This is a genomic window from Paenibacillus terrae, from assembly GCF_000943545.1.
Taxonomy (GTDB): domain Bacteria; phylum Bacillota; class Bacilli; order Paenibacillales; family Paenibacillaceae; genus Paenibacillus; species Paenibacillus terrae_A.
This window is the reverse complement of record NZ_JTHP01000078.1, coordinates 1-19,354: the sequence shown is the minus strand read 5'-3', so window position 1 is coordinate 19,354 and position 19,354 is coordinate 1. Positions and strand designations below refer to the sequence as shown.

The 19,354-nt window shown below is 47.9% G+C and carries 18 protein-coding genes; 16 read left to right on the top strand and 2 right to left on the bottom strand.

Annotated elements, in window-relative coordinates:
- The 6 genes from dnaE to pyk form a co-directional block, all read left to right on the top strand.
- On the top strand, positions 1-1,824 hold a 1,824-nt coding region (gene dnaE, locus QD47_RS25725), incomplete at its 5' end, for a DNA polymerase III subunit alpha (RefSeq protein WP_044648783.1).
- A 128-nt stretch (positions 1,825-1,952) separates the two neighbouring features.
- Entirely contained in the window at positions 1,953-2,450 is a 498-nt protein-coding gene (locus tag QD47_RS25720; protein ID WP_044648782.1) for a phosphatidylglycerophosphatase A family protein, read from the top strand.
- Positions 2,451-2,603: 153 nt separating this feature from the next.
- The gene (locus tag QD47_RS25715; protein ID WP_013309585.1) at positions 2,604-2,792 is read left to right on the top strand and encodes a hypothetical protein; all 189 of its coding nucleotides are present in this window, start codon (positions 2,604-2,606) and stop codon (positions 2,790-2,792) included.
- Between the two features lie 181 nt (positions 2,793-2,973).
- Positions 2,974-3,867, top strand: coding sequence for an acetyl-CoA carboxylase, carboxyltransferase subunit beta (accD, locus tag QD47_RS25710; protein ID WP_044648781.1), 894 nt, complete (start codon positions 2,974-2,976; stop codon positions 3,865-3,867).
- On the top strand, positions 3,868-4,851 hold the full coding sequence (locus QD47_RS25705) for an acetyl-CoA carboxylase carboxyltransferase subunit alpha (protein ID WP_044648780.1): 984 nt from the start codon (positions 3,868-3,870) through the stop codon (positions 4,849-4,851).
- 123 nt (positions 4,852-4,974) lie between these two features.
- Positions 4,975-6,405, top strand: a complete 1,431-nt coding sequence (pyk, locus tag QD47_RS25700) for a pyruvate kinase (protein ID WP_044648779.1) — start codon at positions 4,975-4,977, stop codon at positions 6,403-6,405.
- Positions 6,406-6,511: 106 nt separating this feature from the next.
- Here pyk and QD47_RS25695 read toward each other — a convergent pair whose 3' ends face one another.
- The gene (locus QD47_RS25695; RefSeq protein ID WP_044648778.1) at positions 6,512-7,402 is read right to left on the bottom strand and encodes a LysR family transcriptional regulator; all 891 of its coding nucleotides are present in this window, start codon (positions 7,400-7,402) and stop codon (positions 6,512-6,514) included.
- 207 nt (positions 7,403-7,609) lie between these two features.
- On the opposite strand from QD47_RS25695, the gene QD47_RS25690 reads away from it, so the two are divergent.
- The 7 genes from QD47_RS25690 (at position 7,610) to QD47_RS25660 (ending at position 13,790) form a co-directional block, all read left to right on the top strand.
- Positions 7,610-8,533 carry a phosphate ABC transporter substrate-binding protein PstS family protein gene (locus tag QD47_RS25690; RefSeq protein ID WP_044648777.1) on the top strand — a complete coding sequence of 308 codons (924 nt, stop codon included), beginning with the start codon at positions 7,610-7,612 and terminating at the stop codon, positions 8,531-8,533.
- Between the two features lie 111 nt (positions 8,534-8,644).
- Entirely contained in the window at positions 8,645-9,577 is a 933-nt protein-coding gene (gene pstC, locus QD47_RS25685) for a phosphate ABC transporter permease subunit PstC (RefSeq protein WP_044648776.1), read from the top strand.
- Positions 9,577-10,473, top strand: coding sequence for a phosphate ABC transporter permease PstA (gene pstA / locus QD47_RS25680; protein WP_014280701.1), 897 nt, complete (start codon positions 9,577-9,579; stop codon positions 10,471-10,473). The genes pstC and pstA overlap by 1 nt, the downstream gene beginning before the upstream one ends.
- 16 nt (positions 10,474-10,489) lie before the next feature.
- Positions 10,490-11,323 carry a phosphate ABC transporter ATP-binding protein PstB gene (pstB, locus tag QD47_RS25675; protein ID WP_044648775.1) on the top strand — a complete coding sequence of 278 codons (834 nt, stop codon included), beginning with the start codon at positions 10,490-10,492 and terminating at the stop codon, positions 11,321-11,323.
- A gap of 206 nt (positions 11,324-11,529) precedes the next feature.
- A complete protein-coding gene (pelA, locus tag QD47_RS25670) occupies positions 11,530-12,738 on the top strand; it encodes a pectate lyase (protein WP_044648774.1) in 1,209 nt (402 codons plus the stop codon).
- A gap of 138 nt (positions 12,739-12,876) precedes the next feature.
- A complete protein-coding gene (locus QD47_RS25665) occupies positions 12,877-13,395 on the top strand; it encodes an acyl-CoA thioesterase (protein ID WP_044648773.1) in 519 nt (172 codons plus the stop codon).
- A complete protein-coding gene (locus QD47_RS25660; RefSeq protein ID WP_013309596.1) occupies positions 13,392-13,790 on the top strand; it encodes an FxsA family protein in 399 nt (132 codons plus the stop codon). The genes QD47_RS25665 and QD47_RS25660 overlap by 4 nt, the downstream gene beginning before the upstream one ends.
- Before the next feature lie 32 nt (positions 13,791-13,822).
- Here QD47_RS25660 and ytvI read toward each other — a convergent pair whose 3' ends face one another.
- A complete protein-coding gene (ytvI, locus tag QD47_RS25655) occupies positions 13,823-14,941 on the bottom strand; it encodes a sporulation integral membrane protein YtvI (protein ID WP_044648772.1) in 1,119 nt (372 codons plus the stop codon).
- A 345-nt stretch (positions 14,942-15,286) separates the two neighbouring features.
- Between ytvI and citZ the strand changes: the two genes are divergently transcribed.
- The 3 genes from citZ (at position 15,287) to mdh (ending at position 18,803) form a co-directional block, all read left to right on the top strand.
- Positions 15,287-16,399 carry a citrate synthase gene (gene citZ, locus QD47_RS25650; RefSeq protein ID WP_044648771.1) on the top strand — a complete coding sequence of 371 codons (1,113 nt, stop codon included), beginning with the start codon at positions 15,287-15,289 and terminating at the stop codon, positions 16,397-16,399.
- A gap of 151 nt (positions 16,400-16,550) precedes the next feature.
- Positions 16,551-17,846, top strand: a complete 1,296-nt coding sequence (gene icd / locus QD47_RS25645) for an NADP-dependent isocitrate dehydrogenase (RefSeq protein WP_044648770.1) — start codon at positions 16,551-16,553, stop codon at positions 17,844-17,846.
- A gap of 15 nt (positions 17,847-17,861) precedes the next feature.
- On the top strand, positions 17,862-18,803 hold the full coding sequence (gene mdh / locus QD47_RS25640) for a malate dehydrogenase (RefSeq protein WP_044648769.1): 942 nt from the start codon (positions 17,862-17,864) through the stop codon (positions 18,801-18,803).
- Positions 18,804-19,354 lie beyond the last annotated feature (551 nt).

The following is a 19,354-nucleotide window of genomic DNA, read 5'->3' as shown; positions in this document are numbered from 1 at the left end:
GTGTTCGAGGATATTATTTCTGTACTGGCCTTGTATCGTCCGGGTCCAATGGGCTTCATTCCTAACTTTATTCAGGCCAAGCACGGGGAGATTGAGGTTCATTATCCGCATCCTGATCTGGAGCCCATCTTGAAGGATACGTACGGCATTATCGTGTATCAGGAACAAATCATGCAGATTGCTTCGCGTATGGCGGGCTTTTCCCTGGGAGAAGCCGATCTGTTGCGTCGCGCCGTATCCAAGAAAAAACGCGAAGTGCTGGACCTTGAGCGTGGCCATTTTGTGGAGGGCAGTGTCAAGCAGGGTTACACGGAAGAGGAAGCCGGAAGGGTCTACGATATGATTGTCCGTTTTGCGGACTATGGATTTCCGCGTGCACATGCGGCTGCCTATGGTGTGCTGGCGTTCCAGACGGCGTATCTTAAAGCCCATTATCCGGTGCAGTTTATGGCCTCTATGCTGACAGCGGTGATGGGTAGCCACCGGAAAGTGGCGGAATATGTCGTCGAATGCCGTCGTATGGATATGGCGGTTCTGCCGCCTGATGTAAATGAAAGCGGGGTGCTGTTTACCCCGTTGCAGCAGGGGAATATCCGCTTCGGACTGGCCGCGATTAAAAATGTCGGCACGCAGGCGATGGAAAGTATTCTCGCCGTTCGCAAGGAGCGTCCTTTTGACAGCCTGCTCGATTTTTGTCGTCGCGTGGATTTGCGTGTGTGCAATAAGCGGGTGATTGAATCGCTCATCCAGGCAGGGGCGTTTGACTCGTTGCCAGGTCATCGTGCGCAGTTGATTGCCATGCTGGATGAAACGGTGGATGCAGCGGTCAAATGGCGCAAGGAACGTGACGATTTGCAAATAGATATGTTCGGTTTTGTGGAAATGCCCAATTGGGATATCGAATATCCCGATGTACCGAAATTCAGTTCGGGTCAGCAGCTAGAGCTGGAACGTGAGCTGTTGGGACTGTATCTGTCCGGGCATCCGCTGGATGATTTTGAGCCGTTGCTGGAAAGCAGCGATGCAGAGCGTCTGATGGAATTGGGCGATGTGCCGGATGAAGCGGTTGTCGTGACCGCAGGTATGGTTGTGTCGCTCAAGACGATTACGACCAAACAGGGGAAGGCTATGGCCTTTATCGAGCTGGAGGATCAGATTGAGCGCTGTGAGGTCGTGTTGTTTCCTGAAGTGTGGAAGCGAAGCCACCAATGGATTGAAAAGGGAGCGCTGCTTGCGTTTCGTGCCAAAATGCAGCACCAGGATGAGCATTTCAAGCTCCTTGCGGACGAGGCCGCCCCGCTGGCGGAGGATTCACTGACGCGGCTTCTCCAGCGCCGACGTGCTGGAGCGCGTTCGTCCGCCGCGGCCGGAAAGCCCGCGTCAGCGGCTGGCTCTGCCGCTGGTGGCCCCGGTGGGGGAGCGCCACGCGTGCCGTCGAGGCCGTCGGCAGCCGAGTCGTCTGCGCAGCCGACTGCGGCGCCAGCGGTCCCGCCCGTTTCGGCGGCCCGCCCGGCCACAGACACTTCGCCACGTGTCACGGAAGCGGCTCCCGGCGAACAAGCCCCGGCTCCGCGTAGTTCGGAGCCGGCAGCCCGTCAGCGGGTGTTTGTCAAAATCACCCGCCAGGCCGAGGAGGACGCCAGCTTGCTGGTCAGCCTCAAGGCGCTGCTACAGGAGCATCCCGGTGCATTGCCTACTGTACTTTTTTATGAGAGCAGCCAGCGTTTGCTGGCGTTGAGTGATGCTTACAGCATCAAGCCTTCGCCTCAGCTTTTTGACCGGATGGAGTCGATGCTGGGGGCAGGCACGGTGAAAGTCAAATAATGAACATTTTCCTCCCCTCCCGCATACACTTGGAACACTGGCGGAACAGGAACACCAGCACTTATCCAACATCATAAGGTTCCGCAAGCTGGAAGACAGAACTGTATGGTGAAAGCGGGAGGGAAATCATGTCCTATGAATACGCAGAAACCCTGTTAATTCGCAGAGGGATTAGTATCGAGTCCATAGCGGACATTGTTTTTCAGCTTCAGCTAAAATATTACCCTCATTTGACCATTGAAGAATGTGTGGACAGCGTAAAGGCAGTTTTGCAGAAGCGGGAAGTGCAGTATACGCTGTTCACGGGTATTGCACTTGATGAGCTGGCCGAAAAAAAACTTCTTCCCCAGCCGCTGCAAGCCATTATGGAGGCAGATGAACCCCTGTACGGAGTGGACGAGACACTGGCCCTCGGGATTACGAGCGTGTATGGTATGATTGGCTTGACCAGTTTTGGTTATCTGGATAAAGAAAAGACGGGAATCATTGAACAGCTAAACCGTAAAGGCAGCGGTATTCATGTATTTCTGGACGATCTGGTCGCCGGACTGGCAGCTGCCGCTTCTTCGCGCATTGCTCATCGCAGCCCCCATGCCAAGCAATACCCCGTGTCATTGGACACTTGATTCACCTGCACGAACAGAGTCAATGATTTTCTGGGCCCTCTGACCGATCTTGACCGAGCAGGAGGGCTTTTGTTGCGGGAAAAAAGTAAGGTATGTTATCATGAGTCTATTATATGGGCTCAAAACTTGAGGCTTAGGGGGTAGAAACAAGGCATGTGGACGGTGATCTATATTGCACCGACGGCCAGACTGGCTGACATGATTAAGCTCAAACTGTCGGAAGAAGGTTTTATGGTGCAGGCCCGGGCCATCAGCGCATCCAAGCAGCAGTTTGAGATACTTGTGCCTTCGGGTGAAGTCGAAGAAATACAGGAAGTGCTTAATTCGATTTTGCGCCCTTGAGTCCGGAACGGCGGAAGTGATACAGCAGCATGAATGGAACGAAGGATGCACGATCGGCGGTAATGTTTTGCAAAACAGGCGTTGACGTGTGTATAAACATAATGCTAAGAGATGCCGCACAGACGGCAGAGGACCTTGTATCGGTTACGGCTGACAAATAAACGGCTGGAGAGGTGTAGTTGTGTTTAAAGATTTATTCCAAAAGAAGCGTAAATACGCGACCATCCCTTCGGAACGGGCGCTGAGCGGCGATCAAGCGGACATGCCGGATCGTCCCAAACGGGAAATTCCCGAAGGTCTTATGACCAAATGCGGCAAGTGCGGAAGCATTCAATACAGTAAAGAGTTAGAAAAAAACCTGAAAGTGTGCCCGGTGTGCGGATATCATATGCGTCTTAACGCGATGGATCGTATCCGTATGGTGCTCGATGAAAATACATTTACAGAATATGATGCCGATATGATTTCGGTTGATCCGCTAGGTTTTCCAGGTTATGCAAGCAAGCTGGAGCAGCAGACGCTGAAATCCGGTTTGCGAGAGGCTGTCATTACGGGCGATGGGCTCATTCATGGGCTTCCGGCTGTTGTTGCAGTGATGAGTTTTGACTTTTTCACTGGTAGCATGGGCTCAGTCGTCGGGGAGAAAATTACCCGCGCCATTGAGCAGGCGATAGACAAGCGTCTTCCGCTTATTATTTTTTCCACATCTGGTGGGGCGCGTATGCAGGAAAGTATTTTGAGCCTGATGCAGATGGCCAAAACAAGTGCGGCTCTCGCTCGTATGGACGAGCAGGGATTGCTCTATATTTCCGTTATCACCGATCCGACTACAGGTGGAGTATCCGCCAGCTTTGCTACGCTTGGAGATATTAACATCGCGGAACCGGGGGCAGTATTCGGTTTTGCCGGACGTATCGTGATCGAACAGACGATCAGACAGAAGCTACCGGACGATTTTCAAACCTCCGAATTTAATTTGCAGCACGGACAATTGGATATGGTTGTACATCGCAAGGAACTGCGCGATACACTTGGCCAACTGCTCGATTTGCACAGCGCGAAAGAGGTGGAATAGATGGCTGGCGAATTGCCTTATGAAAAGCCCCTGGTCGAGATGCGACAGAAGATCGAAGAACTCAAGCAATTCGGACAGGATAAGCAAATTGATTTTACCGATGAAATTAACCGTCTGGAGGAACGTTATCTCCAGATGGAGGAAGAAATATATACGAACATTACAGCACCGCAAAAAATGCACGTGGCTCGTCATCATCAGCGACCGACATCGCTTGATTTGATCGGGCAGGTGTTTACGGATTTCATTGAACTGCACGGCGACCGCCTGTATGGCGACGATCTGGCGGTCGTGGGTGGAATTGCCAAGCTGAATGGTATTCCGGTAACCGTCATTGGACAGCAACGTGGCAAGGATACGAAGGATAACATCGCGCGGTTTTTCGGAAGCGCGCACCCGGAGGGATTCCGTAAGGGCTTGCGTCTTATGCAGCAGGCTAACAAATTCAAACGCCCTATTATTACATTTATTGATACGAAGGGCGCTTATCCGGGTAATACAGCAGAGGAGAGAGGTCAATCGGAAGCGATTGCCCGCAATTTGCGGGAGATGGCAAAGCTTTCGGTGCCTGTTATTTGTGTGGTCATCGGCGAGGGTGGAAGTGGCGGCGCGCTTGCGTTTGCCGTCGGCAACCGTGTGCTGATGCTGGAGCATGCCATCTATTCGGCCATTTCTCCAAACGGAGCGGCCTCGATTCTGTGGAAGGATGCTTCCAAGGCGGATCAGGCTGCCGAGGCCATGAAGATTACGGCGAATGACCTCCTGCGCATGGAGGTCATCGAGGATATCGTGCCGGAGCCGAAGGGGGGCGCTCATCGTAACTATGAAGTAACCGCTGCTGCTATCAAGGAGTCGCTGGAACGCCATTTAGCCGACCTTTTGAATATGAACTGCGACGAATTGAGGGAAGATCGGTATCAAAAGTTCCGAAAAATAGGCCAATATACCTTTTTAAAAACTTCGGAACCAGATCCTATGTTGTAATACGCTGGAAACGGGTAACAATAAATATGACGAACTTCCTATACAAATAGGAAAAAGTGTAGTAGATTTAATTGTTGGAAAAAGATATAAAGTAGCACCTTTGAAAACGGAGGAAAAACCCAAATGCGCAAAACTAAGATTGTATGTACCATCGGTCCTTCCAGTGAGTCATTGGAAAATGTGAAGAAACTGATTTTGGCTGGTATGAACGTAGCCCGCCTGAATTTCTCTCACGGTGATTTCGAGGAGCATGGCAACCGGATCAAAAATATCCGCCAAGCTTGTAAGGAGCTTAACAAAAACGTTGCTATTTTGCTCGATACGAAGGGGCCGGAAATCCGGACAGGAAAGCTCGAAGTTGAACCTATTGAGCTTGTTCAGGACGAGTATATTACGCTGACAACGGAAGAAATTCTCGGTACGAAAGATCGTATTTCCGTTACGTACCAGGATCTTCCCTCGGACGTGGAGCCCGGCTCCACCATTCTGATCGACGATGGTCTGATCGGACTCACCGTTATTGAAGTATCAGGCAGTGAAATCAAATGCCGCATTGTCAATGGCGGAACGATCAAGAGCAAGAAAGGCGTTAATGTTCCCGGCGTGAACATTTCCTTGCCAGGCATTACAGAAAAGGATGCTAACGACATCACTTTCGGTATTGAGCAGGACGTTGATTTCATCGCAGCTTCTTTTGTTCGTAAAGCGAGTGATGTACTGGAAATTCGTGAATTGCTGGCGAAGCATAATGCAAGTCACATTCAAATTATTTCCAAAATTGAAAATCAGCAAGGCGTCGACAATTTGGACGAAATTTTGGAAGCTTCGGATGGCCTGATGGTTGCCCGTGGTGACCTCGGTGTTGAAATTCCTGCTGAAGAAGTGCCATTGGCGCAAAAATTGATGATTACCAAGTGTAATGTAGCGGGCAAGCCTGTTATTACCGCAACACAAATGCTGGATTCCATGCAACGTAACCCGCGTCCGACTCGTGCGGAAGCGAGTGACGTAGCGAATGCCATTTTTGACGGAACAGATGCCATTATGCTGTCCGGCGAAACAGCTGCGGGTAAATATCCGGTAGAATCTGTATTGACGATGTCCCGTATTGCAGAGAAAGCAGAATCCGCTCTGAACTACCGTGATTTGTTCAAAAAACAAAGAACGGCTCAGGAAGTTAGTATTACAGAAGCGATCAGCCAATCCGTTTCTATTTCTGCGCTTGACCTGCATGCCAAAGCCATCCTGACGTCCACACAAAGCGGAACAACGGCGCGTATGATTTCCAAATACCGTCCACAAGCTCCAATTATTGCTGTGACAACGCAGGAAAGAACAGTTCGCCGCCTGGCTCTGATCTGGGGAGTACATGCGGTACAAGGCAAACCTGTCGTGGACACGACGGACAAACTGATCGAAAACGCACTGGAAGGCGGTCGCAAATCCGGTCTCGTTAAAGAGGGCGATTTGGTTGTTATTACCGCAGGTATACCGCTCGGTGCTTCTGGTTCTACGAACCTGATTAAAATTAGCTGTGTTCCTGCACAAGCGTAACTTTAGCTTATGCGGAATAACAGACAGGCTGTATCTTTTAGGTATGGCAGGGAGAGCATTCAAGTCATCTATGACTTGGATGCTCTTTTTTTATGCTCTCCAGTTTCTAACCCTCCAAACCGTCTTTCCGTGTAAAATCTAGAAATGCCTGCGGGATCATGCTGAGATTAGTATCGCGTTGATACAGTATATTTATGTGATAACGCTCATTCTTCTCCTCGGCATCGGACCAAGGAAGCCACTCTACCAACGGAACGTCATTACCATCGTTGCGAAGAACACCACAGGCAGGGAAGAAGGCAAGTGTTTCCCCGACGCTTACCACTTGCTTTACTGCCTCCCATGAGTTCATTTCCAGATGGGGCTTGATCAACGAGGAATACGGATCTACAACAGATGTACCGCTATATCTCACCCATGTGTGCTTGTCCAGCATTTCAGTCCCCAAAATGTCCGTTGGTTTGGAAGAATGCTGCACAGACACAGACCTGATAACTCCAATCCGATCCGAAGCGACAGGCTCTACCACCGTATGCTCGGGAGGATGTCCTCTGTCATCCAGAAAAGCAAAATCAATCTCTCCCTGTTTTAGCAGCTGTCTGATTTTATCCGGGGATTGAATGTCTAGCTGAATTTGGCATTCGGGATATTGTTGAGCAAATTTAGCAATCATAGAGGGGAGTACATACGTGCCCGAGATGGACTCGGCGCCGAGATGTAATTGTCCCTGCGACTGCTCTGCCAGTTCATTCACTGTTTGTCTTGCTTCTTGCTCCAGAGCAACCATCTGCTTTGCGTAAGGCAGCAGTTTTTTGCCAGCTTCGGTCAGCATAATCCTTCCTTGTTGGGAGATGAACAGGGAGACTCCCAGTTCCTTTTCCAGACTTTTCATATGAAAGCTGACGGTAGGCTGTTTAATTTGCAATGCCTCGGCCACATCCGTCGCCTTGTGGAATTTGTCGATCATCATTAAAATGCGCAATTTTAAAATATTCATGGACTTGAACAGCTCTCCTTAAATGGCATTCATGTATAAAAAATAGACTATAGATTAATTATATACTGAAAAACAATTTATCTATCAATATTTTATATTTCTTTTACAAAACCAAGTCGTTCGTCTAACATTCCAAGCCTACAATGTAAAAGTGTTGATGGTCATAAATAAAAAACCGTCACTTAAATAAGGGGAGGACAATAAAAAATGTTGAAAAAATGGCCGTTCATTCTGATGACTCTTACCATGGTATTTGCACTTGCAGCTTGTGGATCAGCTAACAATGCTGCACCACAAGGAGACGCTGCTACAGGAACAGACAATAAAGCAGCTACTGAACTGACAGGTAACATTCTGGCTGTTGGCTCTACTGCACTTCAACCACTGGTAGAGCAAGCGGGACAAAAATTTATGGCTGTAGATAAATATAAAGGAATTGCGGTTCAAGTGCAGGGCGGCGGTAGCGGTACTGGCTTGACTCAAGTTTCCGGCGGACAAGCGGATATCGGTAACTCCGATGTGTTTGCAAAAGAAAAATTGGAGAGCGGCGCAGATGAACTGGTCGATCACCAAGTAGCTGTTGTAGCCATGTCAGCAGTAGCGAATCCAAAAGTAGGCGTAACAGATTTGAAGAAAGATCAATTGGTACAAATTTTCACAGGTAAAATCACCAACTGGAAACAAGTTGGCGGCGCAGATCAAAAAATCGTTATCGTAAACCGCCCAAGCAGCTCCGGTACTCGTGCCACATTTGAAAAATACGCTTTGGGACAAAAAACGGAAGATCTGCCGGGCTCCATTCAGGAAGATTCCTCCGGTACTGTGAAAAAGCTGATTGCTGAAACACCGGGTGCTATTGGTTACCTGGCTCTGTCCTACATCGACAACACGGTAACAACATTGAAATACGATGGTGTTGAAGCTAACGTGGAAAATGTAGAGCAAGGTAAATATCCAGTATGGGCTTACGAGCATATGTACACCAAAGGTGAGCCAAAAGAGCATGTAAAAGCATTCTTGGATTACATTCTGTCTGATGAAATCCAAAAATCCGATGTCGTAGACCTGGGATACATCCCGGTATCAGGCATGCAAGTTAAACGCGATGCTGACGGTAACATTACGAAATAAGGAGATATACACCTCCTGTTCGGATGAATGCAGCTAAATGCAAAGTTATATTCACGGAGAAGAGGCGGACTAGCGTCCAGCCTCTATTCTTCCGTTAAAGGGAGTCACAGTATGGAACCAATTGAAGGGAAGGCATACATGGAACAGAATAAACGATCCCGAGGTATGAAAGAAAGGCATTACTGGGAAGAATGGACCGGCCGCATTTATACGTCGGTTTGTGTCGTTTTTTTGGTTGCAGTCATTGTCTCCATTGTATATTTTGTCGCCTCCAAAGGTGTAGCTACATTTGTGGTGAATGGAGTCAGTCTGCAAGAGTTTTTCTTCGGAACCAAATGGAGCCCGGATGGTGAACCCAAGTCCTTCGGTGCGCTTCCGTTTATTACAGGCTCTTTTGCTGTAACCGTTCTGGCGGCCTTGATCGCCAGCCCGCTCAGCTTGTGTGCGGCTTTATTTATGACCGAAATCGTACCGAAATCCGGTAAACGTATCCTTCAACCTGCGATTGAATTGTTATCCGGTATTCCGTCTGTAGTATACGGCTTTGTCGGCTTGACCGTAATTGTTCCGTTGCTGCGGGACGTGTTCGGGGGACAAGGCATCGGGATTCTCGCTGGCTGTCTCGTGTTGTCAGTGATGATTTTGCCGACGATTACGAGTATTATGGCGGATGCATTGTCATCCTTGCCAGGTGGCCTGCGCGAGTCCTCTTACGCCCTGGGCGCTACCCGCTGGCAGACAATTGCACGTGTTATTATTCCGACACTGCTGCCTGCTCTGTTAACAGGAATTATTCTTGGTATGGCTCGTGCCTTCGGGGAAGCGCTGGCTGTACAGATGGTGATCGGGAATGCTCCGCATATACCGCAATCCTTGCTGGAATCCGCTTCGACCTTGACCAGTGTTATTACACTTAGCATGGGCAATACAGCTATGGGCTCGGTTCATAACAATGCTCTCTGGAGCATGGCGCTTGTTCTCCTGCTCATGACATTCATCTTCGTGCTGCTGGTAAGGCTGCTTGAAAGGAGAAACCGGATTTGATGAAAGCTAAAACGACCGACAAAATTGCTACATTTGTAATCTGTTTCTTCGCATTGTTCATTGTCGCACTTCTGGTGGGACTGCTGGGATTCATTTTGGCACGCGGAGTCAGTCACATTTCCTTTGACTTTTTGACCAGTGCTCCTCAGACGTTACGCGCAGGTGGAGGCATCGGCCCGCAATTGTTCAACTCTGTATTTTTACTTATTTTAACCTTGATTATCACCATTCCGATTGGTTGGGGTGCGGGTATATACATGGCGCAATATGCGAAGCCGGGGAAAATTACGGACTTCATACGACTTGTCGTCGAAGTATTGTCTTCGTTTCCGTCCATCGTCATCGGTTTGTTCGGACTTTTACTTATCGTAAATACATTTAATTTTGGTTTTTCCCTGTTATCAGGAGCCTTGGCCTTGGCTGTATTCAATCTGCCGCTGATGGTTCGGACGACAGAACAGGCTTTCCGGGCTGTGCCCAAGGAGCAAAAGGAAGCCGGGCTTGCGCTCGGGTTGTCCAAGTGGAAAATCATTACCTCCATTTTGCTGCCTGCTGCGCTGCCGAGCTTGATTACAGGGACGATTTTGGCCGCGGGCCGCATTTTCGGGGAAGCAGCAGCGTTGCTGTTTACAGCTGGGATGAGTACGCCGCCGCTTGATTTCACTGATTGGAATCCATTGCATGCCAGATCGCCCATTAATCCGATGCGTCCTGCCGAGACACTGGCTGTGCATATCTGGAAGGTTAACAGTGAAGGCATCGCTCCTGATTCCAAGGATATTGCCGCAGGTGCTTCCGCGGTATTGGTGCTGCTCGTACTTGCCTTCAACCTGATCGCAAGATGGTTCGGAAGAGTCGTCTACCGCCGCCTGACAGCTGCCAAACGGATGGATTAGAAAGGGGATGGGAAACATGGAACAAGTCATTTCGCGAACGGCAACACCTGCAACGCCCATACAATCTACGCGCTCGGAACAACTTGCGGGGCAAGCTCCACATCCATTCAGTACCGAGGATTTAAGCATCTATTACGGCAGCTTTGAAGCTGTAAAAAAAGTAAATCTGGCCTTTCCCGAGCAGACAGTGACTGCTCTGATCGGGCCTTCCGGCTGCGGTAAATCGACCTTTTTGCGCTCTCTCAACCGGATGAATGACGAGATTGCGTCTTCTTCTACGACAGGGCACATCTGGATGGACGGACAGGATTTGACCGCGCCGGGCACAGACGTGATCAAGCTGCGTCAGCAGATTGGAATGGTGTGGCAGCGGCCTAATCCGTTTTACAAATCCATTTATAATAACATCGCTTTCGGTCCCAAATACCGGGGTGTTCGTAAAAAGAAACAGCTTGATGAAATCGTCGAAAGCAGTCTGCGTAAAGCAGCACTATGGGATGAGGTTAAGGACCGTCTTCATGATTCCGCTCTGGCGTTGTCTGGTGGACAGCAGCAGCGGCTTTGTATTGCGCGTGCGCTATCCGTCCAACCGAAAATTTTGTTGCTTGACGAGCCGGCCTCTGCGCTGGACCCTGTTTCTACAGGCAAGGTCGAAGAGTTGATTACCGAGTTGAAAAAAGAGCTGCGAATCGTCATCGTAACGCACAATATGCAACAGGCGGCACGGATTTCCGATTATACGGCTTATTTTTATATCGGGAGTCTGGTCGAGCATGGCAAAACGAATGATATTTTCACTAATCCTGAAAATGAGCTGACCCAGGAGTACATTATGGGCCGGTTTGGGTAAGCGACGCTGTTTGTCGACTTACTATATATGAGATAGGATAAATCCTCTTGCTAATCTAGTATTAGTAAGAGGATTTTTTATTAGTTTAGTAAACTATTTCATTTGTATATAATAAAATATATTGATTATTTGGGTATATTTTCATATAATACATGTGTTTAATAGTTTTTGAGGTACCCATAATCATATTAAAGGAGAGGTTTGGAATGAGGTTTAATGTTAAAGAATCTGTCAAGTGGATTGCCCTTTCAGGAATGGCGATTACAGTAACAACAGGGCTTATTAACCCTTCGTGGGCGGCAGCGGAACAGGATTCAGCTGATGCGGGGGTGAATGTTACCCAAGCAGTGTATGGTGATACGGCCATTTACAAAAATGCTGTTGTTCCATTGGCTAGCGTAAGTGCGGACAGTTTGCTGGATAAGTACCGTGATTTTAGTAAATTTTCTACTGGCGATGTATCTAAGGATACCAAACTGGCCTTGAATATCGTATCGTGGCAATTGCCGCATGGCGGATTCTTCAAAGCTATGGAAAAGAATTATAAATCCAAGTGGGACGGTAAAGCTGCACGCTCCACCTGGAAGAGCAAGGATGGCGTAGAGCTGGGAACATTTGATAATGAGGCTACGACAACTGAAATTCGCTTTTTGGCGGATGTATACAAAAAAACAAAAAATAAAGACATTAAGAACAGTGTACAAAAAGCAGTTGACTTCGTTCTAACCTCTCAATATTCCTCCGGTGGCTGGCCGCAAGTGTACCCTAAACGTGGTAATTATTCTGATGCCGTAACTTACAACGATGATGCAATGGTAAAAGTTATGGTGTTGGCTGATGACATTGTGAACAAGAAGCAGCCGTTTGATAGCGATATTCTGGACAATACATATCGCTCCAGACTCCAGCAGGCTCTTAATAAAGGCGTCCAGTATACAATTAAGTCTCAAATTGTAAATAATGGTACACCGACGATCTGGGGTGCACAGCATGATCCGGTTACTTATGCATCTGTTGAAGCCCGGGCATTTGAGCTTCCTTCCAAAACAACTACGGAATCGGTAGGCATCACGGCCTTCTTGATGTCCCAACCGCAAACGGCTGAGGTGAAAAAAGCAGCTCAGAGCGCCTTGAAATGGTTTGACACTAATCGGATCGACGGTATCAAATACAATCGTCAAGGTCCGGAGTTTTTCCAAAAGGACGCATCGAGCGTAATGTGGTATCGTTTCTACAATGTGGAAGACAATAAGTACTTCTTTTCAGACCGGGATGGCAAAAAGTATACTGACATCATGAAAATCAGTGAGGAGAGACGACTCGGTTATGCTTGGGCAGGAAGTCAAGCGAAAAGTCTGTTGAATGCGGCTTCGGAAAGCGGATATTACAAATTGTCCAAGCCGTTACCAAAATGATAAAGCCATCATTATAAAATGCTTGGGAGGGCGGAACCATCACGGTTCGGCCCTCTTTTTGTTCCGGGGCGGTAAATATGGTTTAATGGAGAGAGGGCAAATATAGAGATAAAGATGCACACAGATAGGAGAGCTTGTATGACACAAGAGGAGAAACAAACGGAATTACGCTGGTATGGAGCACCGCTGCGTGTCCGTTATCAGGAAAGCGACCAAATGGGGGTCGTATATCATGCCAATTATCTGAACTGGTTTGAGATTGGGCGTACTGAAATGATCCGGCAGGCAGGCTTTAACTATCGGAGCATGGAGGAACAAGGTGTTCTGTTGCCCGTTATCGAAATCAATGCCAAATATGTGAGTCCTGCCCGATATGATGATTTGATTACCATTTATACCGCGATTACGGACTTCTCCAGACTGCGTCTGAACTACACTTATGAGGTCCGGCGTGTAACAGCCGAGGAGCATCAAAGCCAGGTGGGAAAGGTGTGGACACAGGCAGACACCCTTCCGGGAGAGCTGCTCGTAACCGGGGTGACACGCCACGTATGGGTGAGCACTGAATGGAAGCCCGTCCGACTGGATCAGGCGCTGCCTAAGCTGTACATCGCGCTACGATCTGCGATGTCAGGCGGGGAGGGAGAGAAAGCATGATGATGCGCAAACGTCTGTGGCTGTTGTTGCTGCTTATTCCTCTGGCAGAGCTGTACGGGTTTATATGGGTAAGTCACTGGATTGGAGCGGGTAAAACCATTCTGCTTATCATTCTGACGACCCTGATCGGAGCCGCTATGATGCAATTTGAAGGCCGCAAGGTCATTGCTGATGCGAAAAATGAAATGAATCGGGGACAAATGCCCGGCCGCAAAATGCTGGATGGATTATGTGTCTTTTTCGGCGGGAGCTTGCTGCTTATCCCTGGATTTTTAACGGATATTATCGGTTTTACGCTGGTTTTTCCTTTGACCCGTGCGTTGTACCGACGCTTTTTATTGAAATGGCTCGAGAAAAAAATGAAAAATGGCAGCATTACGTTTCGGCGGTTTTGACGTAAGCTGCCGTTTTTCCTACTCACATGATCTTAACGGACTCTTCCGGCGAGAATATAATTGCGCAAGTCCTGAATGACATTGGCGCGATTGAGCGCGTCCACTACAATAAGGGACACAGGTCCGATAATCAGCCCCAATACACCAAACAGCTTGAGCCCGATGAACATCCCAATGAGGGTGGGAAGCGGGTTCAGACCCACGCTGCTGGCGAGCACCTTAGGTTCTACAATTTGCCGTCCCACCAACAGGATGATATAGAGGATCGACAATCCTACCCCTAATGCCAAATTACTCGACATATATGCATATAAAATCCACGGAATCATCACAATGCCAACCCCTAAATAAGGAAGCAAATCAACCAGCCCGATCATCAAACCGATGGTGAAGGCGGATTCTACACGCAAAATGAACAGTCCAATAATGACGGTCACCGCGGTAATGGAGATTATAATAAACTGTGCGCGCAAATAACCAAACAATGCCTTGCGCAGATCGTGCCATATCCCCGACATGGGCTTGCGAATCGTATCAGGAACCGTATTCGAGAGCATTTGGCTATGTTGGTCCCAGTCCTTACTGATAAAAAATGCCGCTAATACAATAACCATCAGCACCGCGCCCATGTTAGGCAGAGAGGTCAGCAAATTCAGAATACCATTAAAAAATTGGGCAACGAGTGTGGTGACAGCCGAGCTGACCGTCTGGGTTGTTTTATCAATATTACTGTTAATTGTATGGTAGTAATCGGGGTTATTGCGGATAAATTGGTTAATTTCATTAATTACATTTTGGATCAGATCGCTCTGAGTCAAGTCGATAAACAGGCTTTTAAAATGTTCAATATGTCCGTCAAAGGTCATGGTGAGCCTGATGATCTCTCGAACCATCCGCGTTATGGCCGCAGAGAGGACAACGGCGATTCCGCCTAAATATACAAATAACGAGACCGTGACAGCCATCCAACGTGGCAAGCGGGCCTGGCTGCGCAGAAAGTGAACGAGCGGATTCATGGCATAGGCCACAAGCCAGGCGAACAGGAAGGGATAGACGAGAGGAAACAGCACGTATATGCCCAGCAATAGAGCTATAATCACGACTACGACCCACAGAGTGCGAAATATGCGATTCAGGATCAACCGGCTCAAGCTCTCACGGCTCCTTTCTTTTACAGTTGTATTCCAAGAAATAAGTGCTTTACTATACATATGCGAGAAGGGGGTGAGACAAGACCTGTGTAAAAAAGTGCAAATGGATTAAAAAATTATGTAAGGGGTTTCAAAAATTTCTTTATGAACCCGATAAAACATTTGAATGTGTCGGAATAGCCCTGAATGTTCACATAAACGACAAAATCCAGTATAGTGAAAGAAGGTTTAAATATTGACATATGGCGTTAACATTACTTATTTATTTAAAAGGCAAAACTTACTTTTGAAAATGTTTACATTGCAAGTCCGTTCACAATGTTTTTACAAAGGAGAGATGTAACGATGACAGCGACTAAAGGTCTGGAAGGGATCGTAGCGACCACTTCCTCCATAAGCTCTATCGTAGATGGCGTTCTCACGTACCGGGGTTATAACATTGATGATTTGGCTGTTAACGCCGCTTTTGAAGAGGTAGCTTATTTGTTGTGGTTCGGAAAATTGCCTGATCAAGCCCAATTGCAGGAGCTTCGCGACCAATTAAGCGAATATGCTGCCATTCCGGATGAAATTATTACTCAATTAAAGCTGTACCCGAAAGATTTGAGCACGATGGCTGCCTTGAGATCGGCCGTATCGTCTCTTGCCTTGTATGACCCACAGGCAGATGATATGTCGAGAGAGGCCAATGTGATCAAAACCGTCAAGCTTCAGGCGCAATTGCCCACAATTGTGGCGGCCATAGCGCGTGTGCGCGAAGGGCTGGAGCCGATTGCGCCCAAGAAAGGTGTTTCTATTGCTGAGAACTTTCTGTATCAGCTAACTGGCAAAGACCCGGAAGAGACGGCTATCAAAGCGTTCAATCAGGCTCTTGTGCTGCATGCCGATCATGAATTGAATGCATCGACCTTTGCTGCACGAGTGACGGTAGCTACACTGTCCGATATTTATTCCGGCATTACGTCGGCAATCGGAGCTTTGAAGGGACCACTGCATGGCGGAGCCAACGAAGCTGTTGCCAAAACCCTGGAGGAAATCGGCGGTTTGGATCAGGTGGATTCGTATATTCAGACCAAACTGGATAACCGCGAAAAAATTATGGGCTTTGGACATCGTGTCTATAAAAACGGTGATCCGCGTGCCAAGCATTTGCACAAAATGTCCCGCGAACTGGGCGAAATGAACGGCGATACGACGTTGTTCGATATTTCGGTTCGAATCGAGGAAATTGTGACAGGACAAAAGGGCTTGAAGCCGAATGTTGATTTTTACTCTGCATCTGTTTATACCCAACTGGGTATCAAAAGAGACCTGTTCACACCGATCTTTGCCGTGAGTCGTGTATCGGGGTGGACTGCGCACATTTTGGAGCAGTACGAAAATAATCGTCTGATCCGTCCGCGCGCTGAATACACAGGTCCGATTGACCAAAAGTATGTGTCTCCGGAATTACGCTAATCACTTGTTGTACGAATATTGAGGCTGTATACCCTGAATTAAAAAAATAAGGTACAATAGAAGGGACGGCGAGAGATGCGTGTTTTTGTCTATGATGAAGATCACGTCTTTCGCCCTGTACCCATTCATATCTGAGGAGGAAAAGGAACTTATGGCGAAATTTGAAAAGTTTGAGCTCCCAACTGAAGGCGAAAAAATTACGATTGATAACGGTCAACTACAGGTTCCGAATCATCCGGTTATTCCGTTTATCGAAGGCGACGGCACAGGCCGCGACATCTGGAAAGCATCCAAGCGCGTACTGGACGCAGCTGTAGATAAAGCATATAACGGTTCCAAGAAGATTGCCTGGTATGAAGTATTCGCTGGTGAGAAAGCTTTCAATACATACGGCGAGTGGTTGCCTAACGATACCTTGGAAGCCATCCGTGAGTATATTGTAGCCATCAAAGGGCCGCTCACGACACCCATTGGCGGGGGCATTCGCTCTTTGAACGTGGCATTGCGTCAAGAGCTGGATCTGTACGTATGTCTGCGTCCTGTACGTTACTTTAACGGTGTTCCGTCTCCGGTGAAGCGTCCTGAATTGGTAGACATGGTTATTTTCCGTGAGAATACTGAGGATATTTATGCAGGTATTGAGTATGCCGAAGGTTCCGAGGACGTGAAAAAAGTCATTCAGTTCCTCCAACAAGAGCTGGGTGTGAACAAAATCCGTTTCCCAGAAACGTCAGGTATCGGGATCAAGCCGGTTTCCTCCGAGGGTTCAAAACGTCTGGTACGTGCAGCCATTCAGTATGCTGTTGACCACGGACGCAAGAGCGTAACGCTCGTACACAAAGGCAACATTATGAAATTTACCGAAGGTGCCTTCAAAAACTGGGGTTATGAAGTGGCTGAGGAAGAATTTGCAGATAAAGTATTCACTTGGGCTCAATATGATGCTATCAAGGAAAAAGATGGTGAAGATGCGGCAAATGCAGCTCAAAAAGCAGCTGAAGATGCAGGCAAAATCATCATCAAGGATGCGATCGCTGACATTGCACTGCAACAAGTGCTGACTCGTCCTTCCGAATTTGATGTTATTGCTACACTGAACCTGAATGGAGACTATCTGTCCGATGCGCTGGCTGCTCAAGTTGGTGGAATTGGTATCGCACCAGGTGCGAACATTAACTATGTAACTGGGCATGCTATCTTTGAGGCTACACACGGCACAGCGCCAAAATATGCTGACAAAGATGTCGTAAACCCTGGTTCCGTTATTTTGTCCGGCGTGATGATGCTTGAGCATTTGGGCTGGCACGAAGCGGCAAACCTGATTTACAAAGGACTGGAAACGTCCATTAATCAGAAAATCGTAACGTATGACTTTGCTCGTCTGATGGAAGGCGCTACACAAGTGAAATGCTCCGAGTTCGCAGATACCATTATTAGTAACCTGTAGAGAGGGGAATGCCACGTGACCATTCAACGCAAAAAAATATCCATTGTTGGCGCCGGTTTTACCGGTGCCACTACCGCATTGCTGCTGGCCCAAAAAGAGTTGGGTGATATCGTTCTGATCGATATTCCGCAACTTGAGAATCCGACCAAAGGCAAAGCGCTTGATATTTTAGAGGCCAGTCCGGTCCAGGGATTTGACAGCCAGGTCACAGGCACTTCCAATTATGAGGATGCAGCCAACTCGGATATCGTCATTATTACAGCGGGGATTGCGCGCAAGCCAGGCATGAGCCGTGACGATTTGGTAAATACGAATGCAGGCATTGTAAAATCCGTATGTGAAAACGTGAAGAAGTATGCGCCGGATTCTATCGTCATTATTCTGAGTAATCCGGTCGATGCTATGACCTATACCGCATACCAGACGCTTGGTTTCCCGAAAAATCGGGTCATCGGCCAATCTGGTGTGCTGGATACAGCTCGGTATTGTACCTTTATTGCACAGGAACTGAACGTATCCGTCGAAGACGTGCGTGGCTTCGTATTGGGTGGTCACGGTGATGATATGGTGCCGCTGGTACGCTATTCCAGCGTTGGTGGTATCCCTATCGAAACCCTGATTTCGAAGGAACGTATCGAAGCGATCGTACAGCGGACGCGTGTCGGTGGCGGGGAGATTGTTAACCTGCTGGGCAACGGTAGCGCATACTATGCCCCGGCAGCCTCGCTTACGCAAATGACAGAAGCGATTGTGAAGGACAAAAAGCGTATCATTCCGGTTATTGCCTATCTGGAAGGGGAGTACGGTTATCAGGACTTGTTCCTCGGCGTACCGACACTTCTTGGTGGTAATGGTATCGAAAAGGTGTTCGAGCTGGAATTGACCGATGAGGAAAAAGTAGCGCTTGATCAATCCGCCGAATCAGTCCGCAATGTAATTAAAATAGTAACCGTGTAAGCTCGCTTACCTATTAAAACGGTATACTTTACTTGAAGAGGTGTCCCAAAGCCATAGTCTTGGCTGGCGGACACCTCTTTTCGCTTTATAAGTAGTATATAAGTAATCTATTTGTTTTCTTCCTTTTCCTCTAATTACTGAAAATTTCAGCTTGGGTTTGCTGGCACTGGCGGAGCGGACGGAACGATTGCGGACAAGCGTAAGCGCTCGCCTTTGTCTCCGGATTTATACCATATCAAATATATTCAATTAAATCCGGAGACAACAGCGATGGTAGCAACGTTCCGTTCGCGGAGCCTCTCCCCAGCACCCATTCAAGCTGAAAGCTGCACCCCGCCGCCCCTTTGCTTTGACCCATTTCCCCGGTATAATAGAGTTCATATGCATTGATAGTTACATAGAAAAGCATGTCCCAAAACACTGAAAAGATGGTAGTCATTCGTTGGAATATGATCGTTCTATGGAAAAAGAGTTTGTAAGAAAACAAAGAAATGGAGGTTGTAAAAAATGTCTTTTATTCACATTATTGGATCACTGGCGATGGGTTTTTA